The sequence below is a fragment of the Marinomonas arctica genome, from assembly GCF_003259225.1.
Taxonomy (GTDB): domain Bacteria; phylum Pseudomonadota; class Gammaproteobacteria; order Pseudomonadales; family Marinomonadaceae; genus Marinomonas; species Marinomonas arctica.
This window is the reverse complement of sequence record NZ_QHJF01000009.1, coordinates 178,811-200,784: the sequence shown is the minus strand read 5'-3', so window position 1 is coordinate 200,784 and position 21,974 is coordinate 178,811. Positions and strand designations below refer to the sequence as shown.

General features: G+C 44.9%; 19 protein-coding genes. 4 read left to right on the top strand and 15 right to left on the bottom strand.

Translation table 11 applies throughout. From position 1 onward, the window contains the following. Nucleotides 1-16 precede the first annotated feature (16 nt). From DK187_RS07030 to DK187_RS06990, 9 genes are all read right to left on the bottom strand, one after another. Nucleotides 17-1,165, bottom strand: a complete 1,149-nt coding sequence (locus tag DK187_RS07030; RefSeq protein ID WP_111606624.1) for a D-alanyl-D-alanine carboxypeptidase family protein — start codon at nt 1,163-1,165, stop codon at nt 17-19. 81 nt (nt 1,166-1,246) lie between these two features. Continuing rightward, nucleotides 1,247-2,191, bottom strand: coding sequence for a septal ring lytic transglycosylase RlpA family protein (locus tag DK187_RS07025; protein WP_111606623.1), 945 nt, complete (start codon nt 2,189-2,191; stop codon nt 1,247-1,249). Next, a complete protein-coding gene (gene mltB / locus DK187_RS07020) occupies nt 2,178-3,236 on the bottom strand; it encodes a lytic murein transglycosylase B (protein ID WP_223232345.1) in 1,059 nt (352 codons plus the stop codon). The genes DK187_RS07025 and mltB overlap by 14 nt, the downstream gene beginning before the upstream one ends. Beyond that, a complete protein-coding gene (gene rodA / locus DK187_RS07015; protein ID WP_111606621.1) occupies nt 3,233-4,354 on the bottom strand; it encodes a rod shape-determining protein RodA in 1,122 nt (373 codons plus the stop codon). Before rodA ends, mltB begins: the two co-directional genes overlap by 4 nt. Continuing rightward, nucleotides 4,344-6,227 (bottom strand): penicillin-binding protein 2, encoded by a 1,884-nt coding sequence (mrdA, locus tag DK187_RS07010; RefSeq protein WP_111606620.1) that lies wholly within the window; start codon nt 6,225-6,227, stop codon nt 4,344-4,346. The genes rodA and mrdA overlap by 11 nt, the downstream gene beginning before the upstream one ends. A 10-nt stretch (nt 6,228-6,237) precedes the next feature. Beyond that, nucleotides 6,238-6,705 carry a 23S rRNA (pseudouridine(1915)-N(3))-methyltransferase RlmH gene (gene rlmH / locus DK187_RS07005; RefSeq protein ID WP_111606619.1) on the bottom strand — a complete coding sequence of 156 codons (468 nt, stop codon included), beginning with the start codon at nt 6,703-6,705 and terminating at the stop codon, nt 6,238-6,240. Between the two features lie 10 nt (nt 6,706-6,715). Continuing rightward, nucleotides 6,716-7,069, bottom strand: a complete 354-nt coding sequence (gene rsfS, locus DK187_RS07000; protein ID WP_111606618.1) for a ribosome silencing factor — start codon at nt 7,067-7,069, stop codon at nt 6,716-6,718. Between the two features lie 14 nt (nt 7,070-7,083). Beyond that, nucleotides 7,084-7,752 (bottom strand): nicotinate-nucleotide adenylyltransferase, encoded by a 669-nt coding sequence (nadD, locus tag DK187_RS06995; RefSeq protein ID WP_261599250.1) that lies wholly within the window; start codon nt 7,750-7,752, stop codon nt 7,084-7,086. Next, a complete protein-coding gene (locus DK187_RS06990; RefSeq protein ID WP_111606616.1) occupies nt 7,742-9,001 on the bottom strand; it encodes a glutamate-5-semialdehyde dehydrogenase in 1,260 nt (419 codons plus the stop codon). Before DK187_RS06990 ends, nadD begins: the two co-directional genes overlap by 11 nt. A gap of 134 nt (nt 9,002-9,135) precedes the next feature. Between DK187_RS06990 and tsaA the strand changes: the two genes are divergently transcribed. Both tsaA and DK187_RS06980 read left to right on the top strand, forming a co-directional pair. After that, complete coding sequence (gene tsaA, locus DK187_RS06985) at nt 9,136-9,855, top strand: tRNA (N6-threonylcarbamoyladenosine(37)-N6)-methyltransferase TrmO (protein WP_111606615.1); 720 nt, start codon at nt 9,136-9,138, stop codon at nt 9,853-9,855. A gap of 11 nt (nt 9,856-9,866) precedes the next feature. After that, nucleotides 9,867-10,115: a hypothetical protein gene (locus DK187_RS06980; RefSeq protein WP_111606614.1), complete on the top strand. Its 249-nt coding sequence runs from the start codon at nt 9,867-9,869 to the stop codon at nt 10,113-10,115. A gap of 144 nt (nt 10,116-10,259) precedes the next feature. Here the strand turns inward: DK187_RS06980 and rpsA are convergent, their stop codons facing one another. The 6 genes from rpsA to gyrA form a co-directional block, all read right to left on the bottom strand. After that, nucleotides 10,260-11,942 carry a 30S ribosomal protein S1 gene (rpsA, locus tag DK187_RS06975; protein ID WP_111606613.1) on the bottom strand — a complete coding sequence of 561 codons (1,683 nt, stop codon included), beginning with the start codon at nt 11,940-11,942 and terminating at the stop codon, nt 10,260-10,262. Between the two features lie 181 nt (nt 11,943-12,123). Continuing rightward, complete coding sequence (gene cmk, locus DK187_RS06970) at nt 12,124-12,807, bottom strand: (d)CMP kinase (RefSeq protein WP_111606612.1); 684 nt, start codon at nt 12,805-12,807, stop codon at nt 12,124-12,126. 19 nt (nt 12,808-12,826) lie between these two features. After that, nucleotides 12,827-15,073, bottom strand: coding sequence for a bifunctional prephenate dehydrogenase/3-phosphoshikimate 1-carboxyvinyltransferase (locus DK187_RS06965; RefSeq protein WP_111606611.1), 2,247 nt, complete (start codon nt 15,071-15,073; stop codon nt 12,827-12,829). Nucleotides 15,074-15,096: 23 nt separating this feature from the next. Then, nucleotides 15,097-16,218 carry a prephenate dehydratase gene (pheA, locus tag DK187_RS06960; RefSeq protein ID WP_111606610.1) on the bottom strand — a complete coding sequence of 374 codons (1,122 nt, stop codon included), beginning with the start codon at nt 16,216-16,218 and terminating at the stop codon, nt 15,097-15,099. A 42-nt stretch (nt 16,219-16,260) separates the two neighbouring features. Continuing rightward, complete coding sequence (serC, locus tag DK187_RS06955) at nt 16,261-17,340, bottom strand: 3-phosphoserine/phosphohydroxythreonine transaminase (protein WP_111606609.1); 1,080 nt, start codon at nt 17,338-17,340, stop codon at nt 16,261-16,263. A 75-nt stretch (nt 17,341-17,415) separates the two neighbouring features. Next, complete coding sequence (gene gyrA, locus DK187_RS06950) at nt 17,416-20,127, bottom strand: DNA gyrase subunit A (protein WP_111606608.1); 2,712 nt, start codon at nt 20,125-20,127, stop codon at nt 17,416-17,418. Nucleotides 20,128-20,449: 322 nt separating this feature from the next. Here gyrA and ubiG point away from each other — a divergent pair, with 322 nt between their 5' ends. Together ubiG and DK187_RS06940 are read left to right on the top strand one after the other, a co-directional pair. Continuing rightward, entirely contained in the window at nt 20,450-21,172 is a 723-nt protein-coding gene (gene ubiG / locus DK187_RS06945) for a bifunctional 2-polyprenyl-6-hydroxyphenol methylase/3-demethylubiquinol 3-O-methyltransferase UbiG (RefSeq protein WP_111606607.1), read from the top strand. A gap of 20 nt (nt 21,173-21,192) precedes the next feature. Then, nucleotides 21,193-21,936, top strand: coding sequence for a YciK family oxidoreductase (locus tag DK187_RS06940; RefSeq protein ID WP_111606606.1), 744 nt, complete (start codon nt 21,193-21,195; stop codon nt 21,934-21,936). Nucleotides 21,937-21,974 lie beyond the last annotated feature (38 nt).

The following is a 21,974-nucleotide window of genomic DNA, read 5'->3' as shown; positions in this document are numbered from 1 at the left end:
ATTCGCCTATCGGGGCTTAAAACAAGTTCATAAAGAATAGTTTAATTTTATCAAACATTCGTTTAAAGAAACCACCTTCTTCTACCGCTTCTAATGCAACCACTGGGCGCTCTAGTAGTACACCCGCTTCGGAGCCAACCACGATTTTACCGAGCACATCACCAATCGCAATAGGTGCGACGATTTCAGGCTGCATGTCTAACGTTGCTGTCATGGCATCACTTTGCTGACGAGGCATAGTAACAAGCACATCTTCGGCAAAGCCAACTTTCACACTAGACTGGCTACCACCCCAAACCTGCGCATTATTGACTACTTGGCCACGGCTGTAGAGTTTGCGAGTTTCATAGTATCTAAAGCCAAAATCTAATAGCTTTTGCGCTTCAGCCGCTCGCGCAGCATCCGATGCCGTTCCCATAACCACGGTAATCAATCGTGTGCCGTTACGTACAGCAGATGCTGCCAAACAGTAGCCTGCCGCTTCTGTGTGTCCCGTTTTCAAACCATCAACCGTTTTATCACGCCACAACAAACGATTACGGTTAGGTTGGCGGATATCATTGTAGACAAACTCTTTTTCCGCATACATGGCGTAATTTTCTGGAAATTGCAAAATGGTCGCACGCGATATTTTGGCAATGTCATGAGCGCTTGAGTAATGATTCTCAGCAGGAAAGCCTGTCGAATTGACAAAATTTGTATTTGTCATGCCCAATAGCTTGGCGTGTTGATTCATCAAATCAGCAAAAGCCGACTCACTTCCAGCAATATACTCTGCGGCCGCGACACTGGCGTCATTACCAGATTGAATGATAATACCACGGAGCAAATCTTCTATAGACACTTGCGTCCCTTCACGTATAAACATACGTGACCCTTCCATACGCCAAGCGTTTTCGCTTACCGTCACTTTGTCTTCCATAGACAAATTTCCACGAGCGAGTTCATATTCAACAATATAGGCTGTCATCAATTTAGTCAGACTCGCTGGCGGCAAAGCCTCATCAGCATTGTGCTCTACTAAGACATCGCCCGTATAAGCGTCCATCAAAATGTAACTGCTTGCCGATAATTGTGGAGGCGTCGGTATCAACGCAGGTGCAGCGAATACAGAGCCGCCAATAAAGCCAAACACGAGGGATAAAGTAACCAGAAGTTTTTTCATACTCAAAAATATCGTCTTCTTAAAAATGTTGGTGAATAATACTAGAGCATTCTATGAATCTCTAGCCCAAACAAAATAGCACTAAGGCAATAAAGCCACCCTAACTGGGCTGCCAAAACCTTCTTGCTGTAATTTTTGTTGCCATTCAGCTAATGATCCTTGGCTTTCAAAAGGTCCAGCCAAAACTTTATACAAGCCGTCATCCTGCTTATGAATGGTAACTTTAATACTGGTATCAAACGCCTCAAAGAGACGCTGCTTTAGTTTATTCGCCGATTCTTCTGCACTGAAAGCACCAACTTGAAGATGAGAAAAAACTATGTCAGATGATGCACTTGTGGACCCTTTTGACAACGACGAAACGGTAGGCAAAGCCTTAGCTGGCAAGCCTTTCACTTGTTTAGCTGGCGTTTCAAGAACGGCTTTAGAGGGGCGATAAACATCACCTTTTGCTGGTGTGATTGCCTCAACTCTAACCCGTGCGACGCCTTTCTTGTGATAGTCCAATCGTGCCGCTGCGGCATAGGAAAGATCAATCAAACGGTCCCCATGAAACGGCCCCCTATCATTGACTCGCACTATAACAGAACGATGATTATCGAGGTTGGTTACTTTGACATAAGTGGGTAGTGGCAGCGATTTGTGTGCTGCGGAAAAGCCATACATGTCATATGTTTCCCCATTTGACGTCTTATGCCCATGAAATTTATTGCCATACCAAGAGGCTTTACCTTCAGCAACGTAACCTTGAGCTGAAGCCATCACCCAGTACTGATTTCCCCAAACCTCATAAGGACTCTTGTTTCCGCCTCGACTTTTTGGCTCCCACTTGGGTACCGGCTCAGGAATATTATCGGTATTAAAATCCCCAGTCGGACCATGATCTTGCAATATAGTATAGCGCCCCCCACCAGACGCTTTTTCGTAGTCAATTTCATCTTTCCCAAGCACATGACGCGTACTCATACACCCATTCAATACTAGCAAGCTTAAGCCAGCAACAAATAGCATATTAATGATTTTCATAGCTACCTATACTCTCAGCGAGTTCCAATACCGACATGGCATATCGCCTACTAGGGTTGTAATCCATAATGGTAAAAAAGTTCTTATAACCTAACCAGTAAGACATCTCTTCAGGCCCAGTTCTCAATGCAATCAAACCTGTTTTCTGAGGTATAAAAGACTGAGTAGGCAGCACAGTCAGTGCCGACCAATCGACCATGTCTTTACTGGGCTCTCTACCACGATTGATTTCATCTTTTACTTTCTCTGGATCGCCAACAGAGGCCATCACAAACCACGGCTGGTCTTTCTGCCAACCATGATGTTTAAGATAGTTTGCAACACTGCCAATGGCATCCGCAGCAGAACCCCATAGATCGATATGACCATTTTTGTCGTAATCTATAGCCAATTTTTGATAGTTACTGGGCATAAACTGCACCATCCCCATCGCCCCACTATATGACCCCTTTGTTTGCCCAATGTTCCATCCTTCTTGACGAGCGAGCAATAAATAAGCTTCAAGCTCACTTTGAAAGTAAACTTTACGTCTAGGATAATCAAAGGCTAGAGTAGTCAGTGATGTAAAAACATCTCTAGAACCTGTGATACGCCCGTAATACGTCTCCACGCCAATGAGCGCAACAATAACATTTGGGTCAACACCAAATTCTTGCTCAGCTTTACGTAACCATTCACGGTTGCTCTGAGCAAACTGATAGCCAAGCTTGGCTCTTTCCTCGTTCACAAAACGCGTTTTGTATTCATAGTAGGGTATCAAAACTTCCGGCTGATTATCGGACTTCTCAATCACCTTAGGGCGCACCTTGATGCGAGAAAATGCCAATTCCAGACGGTTTCTATCGTAATCATGCTCTTTTACAAGACGCGAAATAAAACTCTGCACCTCAGGATTACCCGCGTAAGAATCTGCCCATTCTGCTGGCATATCTTCCAAAAGCGCTTCACTAACGCCAGAATTTAAAGGCAACTCCGAATGATCCACACTACTACACGCAGTTAGACCAAGCGTTAAAAATACCACTGCAGCTTGCTTAATCATCATCTCGCTCTTTTATGTGTTTGTACTGACATTAAAATTCCGAATGTCGCCATGATAGTAATAATAGAGGTACCACCATAACTAACCAGTGGTAAGGGTACCCCAACAACTGGCAGAATACCTGATACCATGCCAATATTTACAAACATGTAAACAAAAAAAGTCAGTGTCAAACTGCCTGCTAGCAAGCGCGCGTAATTATCCTCAGCATTTGCTGCAATATATAAGCCCCGAGCGATAACAAGACAATAAGCCAGAATCAAAACGCCGCAGCCCAGCATTCCAAACTCTTCAGCCAAAACAGCAATGATAAAGTCCGTGTGGCTTTCAGGTAAAAAGTCCAACTGAGCCTGAGTCCCTTCTAAAAAACCTTTACCATACAGACCACCAGAACCAATAGCCGTTTTAGACTGAATAATGTTCCAACCAGACCCAAGAGGATCACTCTCCGGATTCAAGAACGTCAATACTCGCTGACGTTGATACTCGCGCATAAACTGCCACAATATATAACCAGCAATAGGCGCCAAAGCTGCTGCACCAATAATATAACGCCAGCCAAGTCCTGCAAGAAACAGCACAAAAACCCCAGACACAGCTACCAGCAAAGAGGTCCCTAAATCTGGCTGTTTAGCAACCAATACCACAGGAAGAGCAATAAGCACCATCACGGTGACGATTTGCTTGAAACTCGGCGGCAGCTGCTTATCAGAAAAATACCAAGCAATCATCATAGGCATCACAATTTTCATAATTTCTGAAGGCTGAAAACGCAACCCTCCAGGCAAGGCCAACCATCGCTGAGCCCCTTTTGCCCCGACACCAAACAACAATACCCCAACCAATAATAGCGTAATAAAAATAAACAATGCCGGCGAAGCTCGACGCATATATTTTGGTGGTAGCTGCGCCAATATTAGACAAACAAACATCCCAACCGCCAAGCGAAACACTTGCCGCTCGACCATAGCCACGTCTTGCCCTGACGCGGAGTACAGAATAACCAAGCCGCCACTAATCAGTAATAACAATGATCCTATCAACAGAATATCAACATGGACCAATAGCCATAAACGCGCATTGGTGAAAGCTATTGCCCTGCGATAAAAGCTATCCTTCATTTTTATTACCTTTTAAATAATCGTATTCGGCAGGGTAATCATCGTAGAGATAAGCATCGAATAATTTTTTGGTCAAATCCGCTGGTTTCGAGCTGCTTCCACCGTTCTCAAAAATAGCAAATACCGAAATTTTGGGCTTATCTGCCGGAGCAAAACCGATAAATAACGCGTGGTCATGCAAACGTTTTTCCAACGAATCCGCGTCATATTCTTGATCCTCTTGAAGACTGAATACTTGTCCAGTGCCCGTTTTACCCGCGATTTCATAAGGTGTGCCCTGTAACCGCCGCGCCGTTCCTTGTGAGTCGGTAATGACTTTGCGCATCGCTTCAACCATTCGCTCCCAATTACGCTGGTCCTTCAGAACAATATCGTGCTCTTCACCAAGCCCTTCTGCAAACTCAGCAGGCTTATCCCCTATCATCGCAGTCATTCTAGGGTAAAAATAGTGGCCTCGACTGGCCAATGCAGACGTCGCCGAAGCAATTTGGATGGGCGTTGCTACCATGAAGCCTTGACCGATACCAACGTTAACGGAGTCTCCCGGATACCAAGGCTCTTTGTATTTTGCTTTTTTCCATTCATTTGATGGCAATAAACCAATACTATCGCCATTTAAATCAAGCAAAGTGCTACGCCCAAAACCAAAGCGTGATAAAAAATTATGAATGGGCGTAATACCCATTTTATTGGCTAGCTGGTAATAATAGGTATCAACTGACTCAATAATAGAACGCTCTAAATCAATCCATCCATGTCCTGTACGCTTCCAGTCACGATAGCGACGACCATCTGGATTAATTTGATAATACCCTCTCGCAAAATACCGCTCTGTCCAATTGGCAAAACCATATTCTAATCCGGCCAGCCCCATAAAAGGCTTAATGGTTGACGCAGGCGGATAACCACCACGCAAGGCACGATTAAAAAGCGGTAATTTGGTAGATTTACGAAGTGCGGAGTAATCATCATAAGAAATACCCCGAACAAATAAATTTGGATCAAATCCTGGTTTAGAAACAAGAGCAAGAATCCCGCCTGTTTCAGGATCTATGGCTACGACAGAACCGGTATAGTCACCTAAAAGATCATAAGCGTACTGCTGAAGCCTAGCATCCAAATACAAATGCAAATCTTTACCAGGTGTAGGGTTTTGTCGCTCAAGTTCGGACATAATGCGACCACGAGCGTTTACTTCCACCTTGCTAAGACCGGCTTCCCCAAAAAGTGTTGTTTCGTAAAAACCTTCTATACCTGTCTTACCTATGAACAAAGCACCTTGATAAGCCAACCTATCAACTCGCTCCAAATCATCGGTTGTGATTCGTCCAACATAGCCAATAGCGTGGGCAAAAGCTTCACCATAGGGATAATAGCGCGTCAATTGGGCTTCTACTTGAACACCATCAAGCCTGTAGAGATCAACCGACACTTTCGCCCATTCTTCATCGGTTAATTGTGACTTCAAAGTGAGAGATTGATATGGTCGACGGTACTCTTTAAGACGACTCTCAAAATCTTCCCACTCGCTATCACTAATAGCGACTATCCCCGAAAGCATTTGCTTTAATTTAGCAAAATCTTCAACCCGTTCAGGAATCACAGTCAAGCTGTGTATCGGCCTATTATCAGCAAGTACCAAGCCATTACGATCGTAAATCAGACCTCTAGGGGGGGGCTCGGTAACCAACATGACACGGTTATCATCTGCCTTGGTTTGGTAGAGTTCATGCTGTACCACTTGCAGATAAAACAATCGCGCCATCAGCACAAGCGCCATTAACAGAACAAAAATAGCGGACGCAATAACACGACCTTGTGTCAGTCGCTGCTCTTGACGATAATTTCGGAAGTTTTGATGTCGACGGCTCACCAGGTTTACCTTATCTGTGATACGGATGGTTATTCATGAGCGTCCAAGCACGGTAAATTTGTTCTGCCAGAATCACTCTCACCATAGGATGCGGCAATGTCAAACGGGATAAAGACCAAACTTGGTCCGCACGAGCCGTACATCTGGGATCTAGACCATCAGGTCCACCCACGAGCAAACTCACGTTATGACCATCCATCCGCCACTGTTCAGTCTGATCCGCCAGCTGATCGGTGGACCACTCCTTGCCAAGCACTTCCATGGCGATGACTTTGTCTCCAGAAGGTATAGCCTCTAGCATGCTATCTCCTTCTTTGCGAATGGCTTTTGGTATATCCGTATTTTTCCCACGTGACGACATAGGAATTTCAACAAGTTCTAAAGAAAAATCCTTTGGCAAGCGTTTAGCATACTCATCGTACCCCTCAGTCACCCACTTCGGCATTTTACTACCAACAGCAATCAAACGAACGCGCATTAAAAGAGCCTTACATTTTTTCTGGCTTAATATCCCACAGCTTCTCGAGATCGTAAAATGCTCGAGCTTCGTCAGTCATCACATGCACAACGACATCATGTAGATCGACTAAAACCCAATCACTGCCCATACCACGACCTTCAGAACCTAATGGTTGAAGACCCTGTGTTTTCAAATGTTCAAACACATTTTGACCCAAAGCATTCACATGACGTTTTGATGTACCAGTACAAATCACCATGTAATCCATCATATCCGTATGATTACTTACGTTTAATACGGTGATTTTATCACCTTTCACATCTTCCAATGCTTCAACAGCAAAAGCCAAAATTTGTTCTGCCGTTAAGTTAAGCTGACTCATATAATTACGTTACCCTATCGATATAATTGATGTTGTTCTATATATTTTTGGACTGGCTCCGGCAATAGGTAAGCAATCGACTCGTTTTTACGAGCCAGCGCCCTGATCATGCTAGAGGATATCCCCAAAGGAGTAAGAGTCTCAAACCAGACCCGCCCTGAGGGCGCGCATTGTAACTCATGCGACGATGCGGCACGATAGTTTTCGCAAAAACCACTCAATTCAGAGATTAAATCAGGCTCCCAACCAGGTCGAGAGACAACCAGTAAATGCGCATAATCCATTATTTGCTGCCAATTGTGCCACGTTGGCAAAGATAAAAAGCTGTCCATACCCAACACCATGATAAGTGACTCATCTGGGCCAATTTCAGATCGCAGATCCCGCAATGTATCAATGCTATAACTGGGACCTTTTCTATCAATCTCACGAGCATCAACACTCAGACGAGCATCACCAGATATCGCCAGCCTTGCCATGTCAAGTCTTTGCTCAGGCAGAACACTGGGTCGATCTTTATGAACAGGCTGAAAGCAAGGTATTAGCTTCATTCCCGAATAGTGATAACGATCTAAAATTTCAACCGCGGTTCTTAGATGACCATTATGAACAGGGTCAAATGTACCGCCCATAATGGCCAAACCTGACGTTGAAGCAACATTTCTCAGACTATTAATTGTCACGAGTATGACCATCTCCAAGAACAATGTACTTTTGACTGGTCAACCCCAACAACCCAACCGGTCCACGAGCGTGAATCTTGTCGGTAGATATGCCAATTTCTGCCCCAAATCCATATTCAAAACCATCCGCAAAAGAGGTGGACGCGTTCACCATAACGGATGAAGAATCTACTTCGGTCAAAAATGCACGTGTTTTAGAATAATTCTGCGAAACAATCGCATCGGTATGATGGGAACCATACTTATTAATGTGACTGATCGCTTCATCCATGTCCGCCAAAACCTTAATGGACAACTTGGGCGCTAAATACTCTGTATACCAATCTTCCTCTGTCGCTAACTCAACTGAAGAATCAATAGCACGAGTTTGCTCACACCCTACTAAAGACACACCCTTCTCTTGCAACGCAGCCATTAACTTAGGCAGAAACTTTTCAGCAACAGCCGAATGCACTAGCAATGACTCCATCGCATTACAAACACCGTAACGGCGTGTTTTTGCATTCATAGCAATAGCAAACGCTTTTTCCAAATCAGCCTCATCATCGACGTATACATGGCAGTTGCCATCTAGATGCTTTATAACAGGGACACGAGCATCCTTACTAATGCGCTCTATTAAACTCTTACCGCCTCGAGGAACGATCACATCAACATACTCCGACATGGAGATCAACATTCCAACCGCGTCTCTGTCTGTCGTATTAAGAACTTGCACAGCGTGCTCAGGCAGTCCAGCCGCGACAATACCGACCGTTACAGCCTCGGCAATGGCTTGGTTGGAATAGAAAGCCTCAGACCCTCCACGCAAAATAGTCGCATTACCCGATTTTAGGCATAAGCTCGCCGCATCAATCGTCACATTGGGACGGGACTCGTAGATAATGCCAATCACACCTAAAGGAACGCGCATTTGCCCGCGTTGAATCCCAGATGGCAAATACACCATATTTGATATCTCACCAATAGGATCAGGCAAAGCCGCTACCTGCTTTAAACCTTCAATCATACTATCGATGCGTTTATTATCTAAAAGCAACCTATCAAGCAACGCTGAGTCCAAACCCTTGATACGGCCATTTTCCATATCTTTAGCGTTCTCGGATATCAATCGAGGTCGAGCATTTTCCAAAGCCTCAGCCATAGCAAATAATGCCATGTTTTTTTGCTGGGTGGACGCTTTAGCAAGCAGACGAGAAGCCGCCCTAGCTTGCTGACCAATTTGATTCATATAAGATTCTAAAGACATTTTCACTCTCTGATAACAGTTAAAAAAATCACAGCAACCGACCACCAAATAAGTCGTGATCTGTTTCATCTAGGCAGTATACTATCACAATATTTTTATTCATTTAGCGCAGTTTTACACGAAAGGATAGCTCATTGTCATCCCCCAATTCTTTTAACCTAGCCACTATTGGCGTAGTTCACTCTTGCTACAAAGAAAAATTCGGCATCCCACGCCAACCTGGGCTTGTCACAGAAGCCACAGCACGCTTAGAGCTAATCCCACCTTACAACCGATTAGACGCCCTAGAAGGATTAGATGGGTTTTCTCATATCTGGATCCAATTTATTTTTCACGCCTGCATAACAGAAAACTGGAAAGCCAAAATACGCCCTCCACGCCTAGGCGGAAAAACAAAAATGGGGGTATTTGCGACCCGAGCCACACACAGGCCCAACCCTATTGGGCTCTCTGTCGTAAAAATCGGTCGAATTTATCAAGAAGATAAGAAAATCTTTATCGATCTACATGGTGCAGATTTATTGGATGGAACGCCCGTTCTGGACATAAAACCTTACCTTCCTTACGCAGACAATATTGTCGATGCAAAAGGCGGCTTTGCTCCGACACCAGCACAAACAATGAAAAAGCCCGTCTTATTTTCCGAACTCGCAAAAAGCCAATGCACGCAATACCAAAACTTGCATAACAAAGAAATAGCCACTTTAATAAAACAGATTATTGAACAAGACCCTAGGCCTTCTTATTTATCAGAACAACTAGACAGAGAACACGGCATCAAGCTTTGGAACCTCAATGTGAAGTGGTGCGCAAGAATTGATCACTTCGAAATACTTCGAATTGAGCAAACATAAGAGAGTAAGAAATGAATAAAAAACAGCTCTTAAACACTTACAAAAAAATCGATGCTCTTGAAAAAGAAAAGGCACAAACGATCGAAAAACCAACACTTTATCGCTCAGAGTACGACGAACGCCTTATAAAAGACTTCCATTACGCAAAGTTTCAAAAAAACCTTCACAATGCACAACAGAGCAAAGCCCTAAAAGCATTACTGGAAAAAGATAACTGGACAGAAGAAGACACCGAAAAGCTACTGAACTCACTGCGCTAGAAAAACATACACCGGGTCTATACCCATGGTTATCCACATGTTATGTGTATAGTTTTCTTGTCAATAAATTCGGGAAGAATCGACAAAAAAATCAAAAAAAAAGCGGACCTAGGTCCGCTTTTTATCACAACTAAAAATCAAATCTTAGTTTTGGTTTTCTAGTTGTGCTTTGATCAAATCGCCAATGGTAGTAGGACCATTTGATTCCGCTTGTTGCTTCTCAGAGTGAGATTTCAACGCAGCTTTCTCTTCAGTCGCATCTTTCTGCTTGATAGATAGAGCGATAGTACGAGCTTTACGATCAACATTGATGATCGCTGCTTCTACTTTATCGCCTTCTTTCAATGCAGTCGTTGCGTCTTCGATACGCTCACGGCTGATTTCAGACACTTTCAACGTCGCTTCTACGCCTTCAGCAAGAACAACAACTGCACCTTTCGCATCTACTGATGAAACAGTACCGTTTACGACAGTGCCTTTGTCATTTTCTGCAACGAAAGCAAGGAACGGATCTTCTTCAAGTTGCTTAACACCCAAAGAGATACGCTCACGTTCAGCATCGATAGACAATACAACAGTTTCTAGCATATCGCCTTTCTTGTATTGACGTACGGCTTCTTCACCTGTTTCGTCCCAAGATAGGTCAGACAAGTGAACAAGACCATCAATACCGCCGTCAAGACCAATGAACACACCAAAGTCAGTGATAGACTTGATTGCGCCAGAGATTTTGTCGCCTTTGTTGAAAGAAGTTGCAAACTCTTCCCATGGGTTCATTGTGCACTGCTTGATACCCAAAGAAATACGACGACGCTCTTCATCAATGTCAAGAACCATCACTTCAACTTCATCACCGATCTGAACAACTTTAGATGGGTGAATGTTTTTGTTAGTCCAATCCATTTCAGAAACGTGTACTAGACCTTCTACGCCTTCTTCAAGCTCTGCGAAGCAGCCGTAATCAGTCAAGTTAGTGACTTTCGCTGTCACTTTAGTATTTTCTGGGTAACGGGCTTTGATAGCCACCCATGGATCTTCACCCAACTGCTTAAGACCTAGAGACACGCGGTTACGCTCGCGGTCGAACTTAAGAACTTTAACATCGATTTCATCGCCAACAGCAATGATTTCGCTTGGGTGCTTAATGCGTTTCCAAGCCATGTCAGTGATGTGTAGAAGACCATCAACACCACCAAGATCAACGAACGCACCGTAGTCAGTAAGGTTCTTAACGATACCTTTAACTTCTTGACCTTCTTCAAGAGAAGCAAGTAGCGTTTCACGTTCAGCGCTGTTAGTCGCTTCCATAACGGCACGACGAGATACAACAACGTTGTTACGTTTTTGATCAAGCTTGATAAGTTTGAACTCTAGATCCACACCTTCCAAATGAGATGTGTCGCGAATTGGGCGAACATCTACCAAAGAACCAGGCAAGAAAGCACGGATATTAGCGATATCAACTGTGAAGCCACCTTTGACTTTACCATTGATAACACCGTGAACAATGGCGTTTTCTTCGTAAGCTTTTTCTAGAACAGACCAAGTTTCTGCACGTTTAGCTTTTTCGCGAGACAATTTAGTCTCACCGAAACCATCTTCAACAGCATCAAGCGCAACTTTAACTTCGTCACCGATTTTTAAGTTGAACTCACCACTTTCCGTTAGGAACTGAGAACGAGGAATTACGCCTTCAGATTTAAGACCTGCATGAACAGTTACCCACTCACTGTCAATATCAACAATGATACCAGTAACAATTGAGCCTGGCGCCATTTCGACGGTTAATAGGCTTTCTTCAAACAGTTCTGCGAAGCTTTGAGTCATTGTATTTCCTATATAGTCGGCCCATATAAAGAACTAGGCCATATCCACATTGCCAGCGAATGCGGGTCAGTTTTTTTGGATGATGCGATAAAAGCTTGCTGGCACTTTTACCGACTTGAATAACATTTAAACTATTATAGCACATTCTTGTTGCAAAAAAGTAGACGCAAAAAAGAACAGATTAGACAAGACCCGCCTTCACAGCTTCTGCAAAAACAATCTCAACAACCTGCTCTATGGTTAACGCTGTACTGTCTATTACCAAAGCGCCTGCAGCAGGCACAAGGGGGGCAATTGCCCTATTCGCATCCCGCTCATCTCGCTCTTTGATGGTCTTAACCAGTTCATCCAGATTAACCGTCTCACCTTTTTGCTGCAATTGCTGCAACCGACGCTGTGCACGCTCTTCTGCGGAAGCGGTTAAGAAGATTTTAATTTGCGCGGAAGGAAACACTACTGTTCCCATATCTCGACCATCCGCAACCAAGCCCGGCGCTTGCGAAAAAGCACGCTGACGCAACAACAACCCTTCTCGAACTTCTGGAATAGCCGCCAATTTTGACGCACAATTTCCAACCCCTTCGGTGCGAATAGCTTGAGTCACAACTTCGCCTTCAAGAATAATTTCAACCTTACCCTCTGCTGATTGTTGAAACTGTATATCCAAATGCTCAGCCAACACTTTTAAAGTATCAACATCGTCAGAAGACATACCATGATGAGAGACAGCCAGCGCAAGCAGTCGATATAAAGCACCGCTATCCAATATATGCCATCCCAGCTTTTCTGCGATTAACTGACTTACAGTGCCTTTACCCGCACCACTTGGACCATCAATCGTAATAACTGGGCCTTGGTTGATCATAACTATTCCTCTTAAAAAACTACTGCGTCACCGAACAATGAAAACCTAATTGCACCGTAACACTCTCCAACTCGTTAAATTCTTCTAATAATCTTTGGCAATCATGGACTTTTGTTATGGATTGACTGCGTGCACCAAGCGCCAACATAGCAAGCGCCAATTTATCATCACCCGCACAATCCAGCTCACCACCCTGCGGAAGCCCACCCTTGATGAGCAAATCACCATTCTCATACACACACGTTATTTTCATATACTCAAGCGCGTCAACAAAAGCTAATACTCTGTCTTCATGATAATAAGGCAAAGAACCGACACCCTGAATAAAACTTTCGCCTCTCGCGTATGCCGCCACAACACACAACAAAGGCAGCTGATCTCTAAAACGATAGCTTTGCTCAGGCGACAAATGAAACGCGCGAAGCTCAGCAAAACCGACTTGCACTTTACCTTTAAATAACCCAGAGCCACTTTGTGCTGGAATAGTCACATCAGCACCAATTGACTGCAAAAAAGCCAATAACGCAAAAGACACTGAATCCAAACCCGCATTTTCGATCGACAAATCCGAACCTGGCAAAAGACTGGACAACAACACGAGCCAAGTCAATTCGTATTCATCACCCGACAGCACTATGTCTGCACCGACCAATGGAGCAGGAACAACCTTAAATCCTTCGACATGATCCAATATTGTCACACCAAAATGACGCAACAACACTTCACAATGAGACAACTCTTTAGACAATGTTGTCACGACACCCTCAACAGGCGAATACAAGGCAGCCAAAAAAGCAGACATACGCAGTCGCTCAGAGCCAGTCTTTAAATTAACCGACACATCCAAAGGCTTACCTGGCAACAGATTAACAGGCAAACAATCCGCCATTTCAGATAGGACACTCCCACCCATTTGGCGCACCAAAGAAAATAAATCCGCCATTGACTGATTGAGCAGCTTGCCTTCGGCAATAACAGAAACGGGGAACGACTGCCCAGCCAAAACTGGTAACAATAAATACAAGCTCTCTCTGGATTGATGAACATTAATAGGGGCAATCGGTGCTTTTAACCCTCTAACCCCCACACCATGAACACGCAAATGATCCACCGAGGCTTCTTCTATGACAACCCCCATATCTCGGAAGGCTTGCATGGTAATGCGCACATCACCCGTTAAATCAATATTCCTTATTTCACTCACACCTTCTGACAGCGCGGCTATGGTAATCGCTTTATGTGACAAAGATTTGTCACCCAACAAAGACACCTCACCTTTAATCGCAGAAGCAGGCAAAACGGAAACAGAAACCGGACGAACTTCCTTGGTGGAGCCTATTGTACGCTGCTCTAACAAGCGAAGAAAATGATCTCGCGCAGATTTTGCTCGAGTAAACACACCAAACATACTAGCGCCATCACCCTGCTCTATGGCGGCTCGCATATCGGCCAGCCGATCAGTAAAGTGATCTAGGGTCGCTAACGTTGCGTCTTTGTTGGCTAAAAAAACATCTCGCCACATAACCGGGTCACTGGAAGCGATGCGAGTAAAGTCACGAAAGCCACCCGCCGCAAACCGAAAGATATCCTGACTACGCTCCCCATTGGCCAGCGCATCAACCAAAGTATAGGCCAGCAAGTGAGGCAAATGACTTGAGGAGGCGAGCACATGATCATGGTGATTAACATCCATGCTCACCACATCAGCACCAACCGCACGCCAAAGACGATGCAAGCGATCCAGTAATACAGGATTGCTATCCGCTAAAGGGGTCACTATCGCCATGTGTTTTTCGAAAAGCCGTGAATTAGAGGCCAACACACCACTTTTCTCGGCGCCGGCAATAGGGTGACCAGGAATAAAATTAGCAGGAACATGCCCAAAGACACGACGCACAGCCTCAACCACGCTACCTTTTGTCGACCCCACATCCGTCACTAGCGTCTGCTCAGACAAAAAAGGCTTGAGATCGGCCAAAACAGACTCCATTGCTCTAACAGGCGTTGCCAGAACAATAACGTCCATTCTTGAGACAAACTCAGCAGACAATTCGGCAGGATAATCAATCACCCCTGTCGACACACCCAAAGCCAGCTCGCCGTCACGACGATCCACCGCATATAGGGTCGCTAAGCCGCGCTCTTTCAACGCCTTAGCGAACGAACCACCTATCATGCCAAGACCGATGATCATGACATTGCCAAACTTCTTTTTTTCCTGAAACGTCATATCAACGGACGCCTGAAAATCACTTTCACCAATCAAAGCATAACACTCTTAAATAATTGCTAAAGCACAGCTACTGGATAGGAACCCAACACTTTCACTTCCGAAGCTCGTTCACGTAAATCATCAATCACAGCACGACAGTCGTCGTCCAAATAATGACCCACGAAGTCAATATAAAAAATATAACCCCATCGACTCATTAAAGAAGGACGAGTCTCCAAACGTGTCATATCAACACCGTGACGCTCAAAGGCTTCAAGCAATCGATACAAAGCGCCTGGCTCATTTTTAGCACTAATGAGCAGCGACGTTTTGTCCTTACCGCTGGGCGGCACATCCTGATTACCGACAATCAAAAAGCGCGTCGTATTATCAGGGCGATCTTCAATATTAGAGGATACTTTTGATAAGCCATATAATTCACAAGCCACTTCACCTGCAATAGCCGCAATCGCTCGGCCACTTCGCCCCGCGTCAGCCGCAAGGCGAGCCGCCTCAGCATTCGAACTCACCGCAACACGCTCAACGTGTGGCCAGTAACGATCTAACCACGCGCGACATTGCGCCAAAGACTGCTGATGGGAATAAATGTGCGTCACATCATCCGCATTAATATTTGGGCTCACCAAAAGATGGTGATGAATGCGCTCTTCTACTTCACCACAAATCTTTAAACGTGAATCTCGAAAACTATCCAAGGTATGGTTAACCACGCCCTCGGTAGAGTTCTCAACAGGCACAACACCATAGTTGGCTGCACCAGACTCAACTTCACGAAACACTTCATCAATGGCCGCCATAGGAGCACTGATAATAGACTTACCAAAGTGTTTTAATGCAGCCTGCTGTGTAAACGTTCCCTCAGGCCCCAAAAATGCAATGCGCATTGGCTTCTCAAGCGCCAAACAAGAGGACATCACCTGACGAAAGATCTTCGCCATTTCTTCATTGCCTAAAGGCCCTTCGTTACGCTCCATCACTCTGCGCAACACTTGCGCTTCGCGCTCTGGGCGATAAAAGACAACCGCTTCCCCGCCCTGTTCAGCCAGCTTTACTTCCGCCACTTTTTGAGCGCATCTAGCGCGCTCATTGATCAGCATTTGTATTTGCGAATCAATAGAATCGATACGATCACGCAATAAAGGCAGCGTATCGGGTACTGCTTGCTTAGAGTTTGACATGCTATTAGTTATCCGTGGTTCTTATTGCCTATTAGGTATCTATTATCCGTGACGCTTCTCAAAGGCACGCATAAAGTCAATCAAAGCTTCAATCCCTTCCATCGGCATAGCGTTATAGATACTGGCTCGCATGCCACCAACTGAACGATGTCCAGCCAAGGTGCGCAGGCCTGCCGCCTCAGACTCTTGTAAGAAAAGAGACTCTAATGACTCATCCGCCAAGATGAACGGCACATTCATACGGGATCTGTAAGCAGGATCAACAGGGTTTGAATAAAAATCACTTGAATCAATGAAGTCATATAAAGCTTGCGCCTTACGAATGTTAATGGCCTCGATCGCCTCAACACCACCCTGAGCTTCCAACCACTCAAACACCAAATCCGCCAAATAAATCGCAAACGTTGGCGGTGTATTAATCATGGAATCATTTGCCGCTAAATTGGCAAAGTTCCAGATAGATGGCAACTCATCACTGCTGCGCGCCAGTAAGTCTTTACGGATGATACAGATAACCACGCCCGCTGGACCGACGTTCTTTTGCGCACCAGCGTAAATCAGACCGTATTTACTGACATCGATTTTTCGAGACAAAATAGTAGAAGACAAGTCCGCAACGATAGGAAGATTGGTCTCTGGCAGATCAGAAAACTCTAAACCGCCAATGGTTTCGTTAGGACAAAGATGTAAATATGCGGCACTTTCATCCAATGATAGAGTGGAAAAGTCAGGAACAGTAAGATAGTTCTGCTCCTTTGATGAGCCAACCACATTAACGTTCGTGTATCTTTTTGCCTCTTTAATGGCTTTTGAAGACCACGCACCCGTGTCTAAAAAGCAAGCAGAATCAAATCCGTTTACTAGGTTTGCAGGAATTTGAGCAAATAAAGTAGACGCACCACCTTGAACAAACAAGATTTCATAGTCGTCACTGATATTCATTAAACGCGACAACCGTGCTTTAGCCGACGCCAGAATAGACATAAACTCAGCACTGCGGTGACTCATTTCCATCACAGAAACACCCGCACCATGCCAATCTAACATTTCAGCCTGTGCTTTTTTCAAAACCGCTTCTGGAAGCGCTGCTGGACCAGAACAAAAATTATATACTCGGCTCATCCTGCTTATTACCTCTAGTATTTTCAGGACCTATCTACAACAAAAGCGACGCACCTAGGTGCGTCGCTTTATTTTCTATTCCGTATCGGAATCTAGATTATCGGGTGACTCTTCGCCATCATTCGGCGATTGATCGATGACAACATCGTCTGTCTCATCTATCTCAACATCGCCCGTCTCACCTATCTCAACATCACCTTCATCGTGCTCAACAACACGCTCAATACCAACCAGATGCTCATCATTGGTCAAACGAATCAAGGTAACACCCTGAGTATTTCGACCCTGACATGACACTTCCGTCACACGAGTACGAACCAAAGTACCTTGATCGGTAATCAAAATAATTTCATCTGTCTCGTCGACCTGAGCAGCACCGATAACGGGACCGTTGCGTTCAGACACTTGAATACCGATAACACCTTGACCGCCACGACCATACACTGGGAAATCTTCTACCAAAGTACGTTTGCCGTAACCATTTTCACAGGCCATCAATACAGCTGAACCGTCTTGAGGGACAATAAGCGACACTACTTTAGCATCCTCACCCAAACGAATACCACGAACGCCTGCTGCAGTCCGCCCCATGGCGCGAACATCAGACTCTTTGAAGCGAATGGTCTTACCAGAAGAAGAAACCAACATAATGTCGTTTTCACCATTGGTCACAGACACACCAACCAACTCATCGGTTTCATCCAAGCTAAGTGCAATCAATCCCGTCGAGCGAGGACGAGCAAAATGCTGCATCGCCGTTTTCTTCACGGTGCCATTCGCTGTCGCCATGAAGATGTAGCTACTTGCCTCAACAATAGCATCGTCAGCAACCTCATCGTCCGCATCCGAATCTGCCTCAACCGCTTCCACTACAGGCAAAGGCAATAAAGCCGAAATAGACTCACCTTCTCTCAAAGGCAGCAAGTTGATGATAGGACGCCCTTTCGCACTGCGACTCGCGACCGGAATCTCAAACACACGCAACCAATACACTTTGCCAAAATTACTGAACAGCATGATGGTGTCATGACTACTGGTGACCAATAAATGTTCAATATGATCTTCGTCTTTCATGCTCGCCGAAGATTTACCACGACCACCACGACGCTGCGCTTGATACTCAACCAACGGTTGAGATTTCGCATAACCTGTGTTCGAAATAGTCACCACCATAGGGGCTTCATCGATCAAATCTGCGATGGTCAAATCCTGACGAGACGTTAAGATCTCAGTACGACGTGCATCACCAAACGTGTCTCTAACTTCTTCTAATTCTTCGCGGATGACTTCCATCAAACGATCAGGATTAGACAAAATATTCAGCAATTCACCAATGGTCTCAATAAGCGCTTTGTACTCACCAAGTAACTTGTCATGCTCTAGACCAGTCAAACGGTGTAAACGTAAATCCAAAATCGCTTGCGCCTGATCTGGTGATAAGTGATAAGCACCATCAACAAAGCCATAAGCGGCATCTAAATCATCTGGACGACAGGCATCCGCACCAGCACGCTCAAGCATGGCCATGACATTGCCTGGTTGCCAAGACTCATTCACCAACTTCTCTTTTGCTTCAGCCGAAGTTGGCGACGTGCGAATCAATTCAATAACACGATCAATATTCGCTAAAGAAACAGCCAAACCTTCAAGAATGTGGCCGCGCTCGCGCGCCTTACGCAATTCAAAAATAGTACGACGAGTCACCACTTCACGACGGTGTTTGACGAAGCATTCTAGAATCTGTTTCAGATTGAGCAGTTGTGGACGGCCATCAACCAAGGCCACCATATTAATACCAAACACTGACTGCAACTGGGTTTGCGTAAAGATATTATTGACGACGACATCAGGATTTTCCCCACGACGCAGTTCAATAACGATACGCATACCGTCTTTATCAGACTCATCACGCAGCTCACTGATGCCTTCTAGTTTTTTCTCTTTTACCAGTTCGGCGATTTTTTCGATCACTTTCGCTTTATTTAACTGATAGGGAATCTCTGTGAAAACGATGGATTGGCGATTGCCCTTTTCCATGTCTTCAAAATGGTGGCGGGCACGCATATAAATACGACCACGACCCGTTTTGTAAGCTTCAATAATACCGGCACGGCCATTAATAAACGCCCCTGTTGGGAAGTCTGGACCTGGTATATGATCAATCAGCTCATCAATGGTGATATCAGCGTTGTCGATAATCGCCAAACAACCATCAATAATTTCACTCAAATTATGAGGAGGGATATTAGTCGCCATGCCTACCGCAATACCCGCCGAACCGTTCACTAACAGTCCAGGAACACGCGCAGGCAGTACTTCTGGCATAAACTCCGTGCCATCGTAGTTGGGCACGAAATCAACGGTTTCTTTCTCAAGATCCATCAAAAGATGATGCGCAATTTTCGCCATTCGAATTTCGGTGTAACGCATTGCTGCAGCACTGTCACCGTCGACAGAACCGAAGTTACCTTGACCATCAACCAAGGTGTAACGCATTGAGAAAGGCTGCGCCATACGAACAATCGTATCGTATACAGCGGAATCACCATGCGGGTGATATTTACCGATTACATCACCGACGATACGCGCCGACTTTTTGTACGGTTTATTCCAATCATTTTTAAGTTCATTCATCGCAAATAGAACGCGACGGTGAACAGGCTTTAACCCATCTCGTACATCAGGTAATGCTCGACCGACAATAACGCTCATTGCGTAATCTAGGTAAGATCCCTTAAGTTCATTTTCGATACTGACGGGAATAATTTCTTTGGCTAATTCACCCATAGATACAATCGATCCTTATGCCTTGGAGTCAAAAAGACTCCCTAATATCTTTTTATAAGCGCCGCATTGTAACATAAGGAAATAAATAACACCCCTTTGAGGAGCATGTTTTGTGGCTCAATCTAACAATTATGCTCTTCCCAATCTCAATTCAACGCCTTCCATTTCACCCAAGCGCGCGAAGTGGTTATACTATTAAGACAAAAGAAGTTTACTATTGGTCACCTGCGGGGTTGGCGCTATACTGTAAAAATGAACTTTATCCATATACAACATCACTTTACTCCAACCTCAGCAACACTGAAAAACGGAAGCCAAACAAATGACAAATCCTCAGCAAAACAATGTAGATCTAGATGAAGTTGCCAAGTTTGAAGCGCTCGCGAGCCGTTGGTGGGATACAGAGAATGAATTCAAGCCGCTGCATGACATTAACCCTTTGCGTACCAACTATATAAATGAACGCTCAGAAGGCTTACAGGGCAAAAAAGTCATCGACATAGGTTGTGGCGGCGGCATTTTATCCGAGGCAATGGCAAAGCTAGGTGCCGATGTCAAAGGCATCGATATGGGTGAAGCTCCTCTAGCTGTTGCCAAACTACATCTGACAGAATCCAAGCTCAATATTGATTATGAGAAAATCACCGCCGAAGAAATCGCACAACGGGAAGCTGGTCAGTACGATGTCGTCACTTGCCTAGAAATGCTAGAACACGTACCAGACCCTTCCTCGGTGATAAATGCCTGCATGGCGTTAGTGAAACCGGGTGGTCACGTATTTTTTTCTACCATAAACCGAAATCCTAAAGCCTACCTATTCGCGATCATCGGGGCTGAATACATACTCAAAATGCTGCCTAAAGGCACCCACGATTATGCAAAATTCATCCAACCGGCTGAACTCAATAATTACGCAAGACAAGCGGGACTCGACGTCATCCATATGACCGGAATGACTTACAACCCCCTGAGCAAAGTATACAAATTGAATGACAAAGATGTGTCAGTCAATTACCTAATGCATACTCAAAAAACCAAAGTCTGACAAAGACACAAGGAGGAGATATGTTTGATTATAAAGCCCCGAGTCAACTACTCAAAGACAAAGCAATCCTTGTTACAGGCGCAGGCGATGGCATAGGAAGAGCGGCCGCCATTACTTATGCAAAGCACGGAGCAACCGTCATTCTGTTAGGACGAACCACCAAGAAACTTGAAGCGGTTTACGACTATATAGAAAAGCAGCAATATCCGCAGGCTGCCATTGTCCCACTAAACTTGGATGGTGCCGCAGGACACGACTACCTAGAGCTTGCCAATACCATCGAAAGTGAGTTTGGCCACCTTGATGGTATTCTTCATAATGCTAGCCTACTCGGTGAACGCACTAATCTTGCAAACTATGACCCAGTATTGTTTGAGCAGGTAATGCGCGTTAACGTCACCAGCCAATTACTGCTAAACCAAGCCCTACTCCCTCTTATGCAGAAAGCGGATAACGCATCTATTATTTTTACCTCCTCAGGCGTAGGGAGAAAAGCCAAAGCCAACTGGGGAGCCTATGCCATCTCTAAATTCGCCACGGAAGCAATGATGCAACTGCTGTCTAGTGAGCTACAAAGTCTTTCACCAAATGTTCGAGCAAATGCCATAAACCCTGGCGCCACAAGAACCAACATGAGGGCAAGCGCCTACCCTGACGAGGACCCAACAACGCTGCCTGAAGCGGAAGATATTATGCCACTTTATCTTTATTTAATGGGCGACGACAGCCTCAATGTAAACGGACAATCTCTAGACGCTCAATAGAGTTGATCTATTTTTAGCAATGGACAAAAACTTGTCCA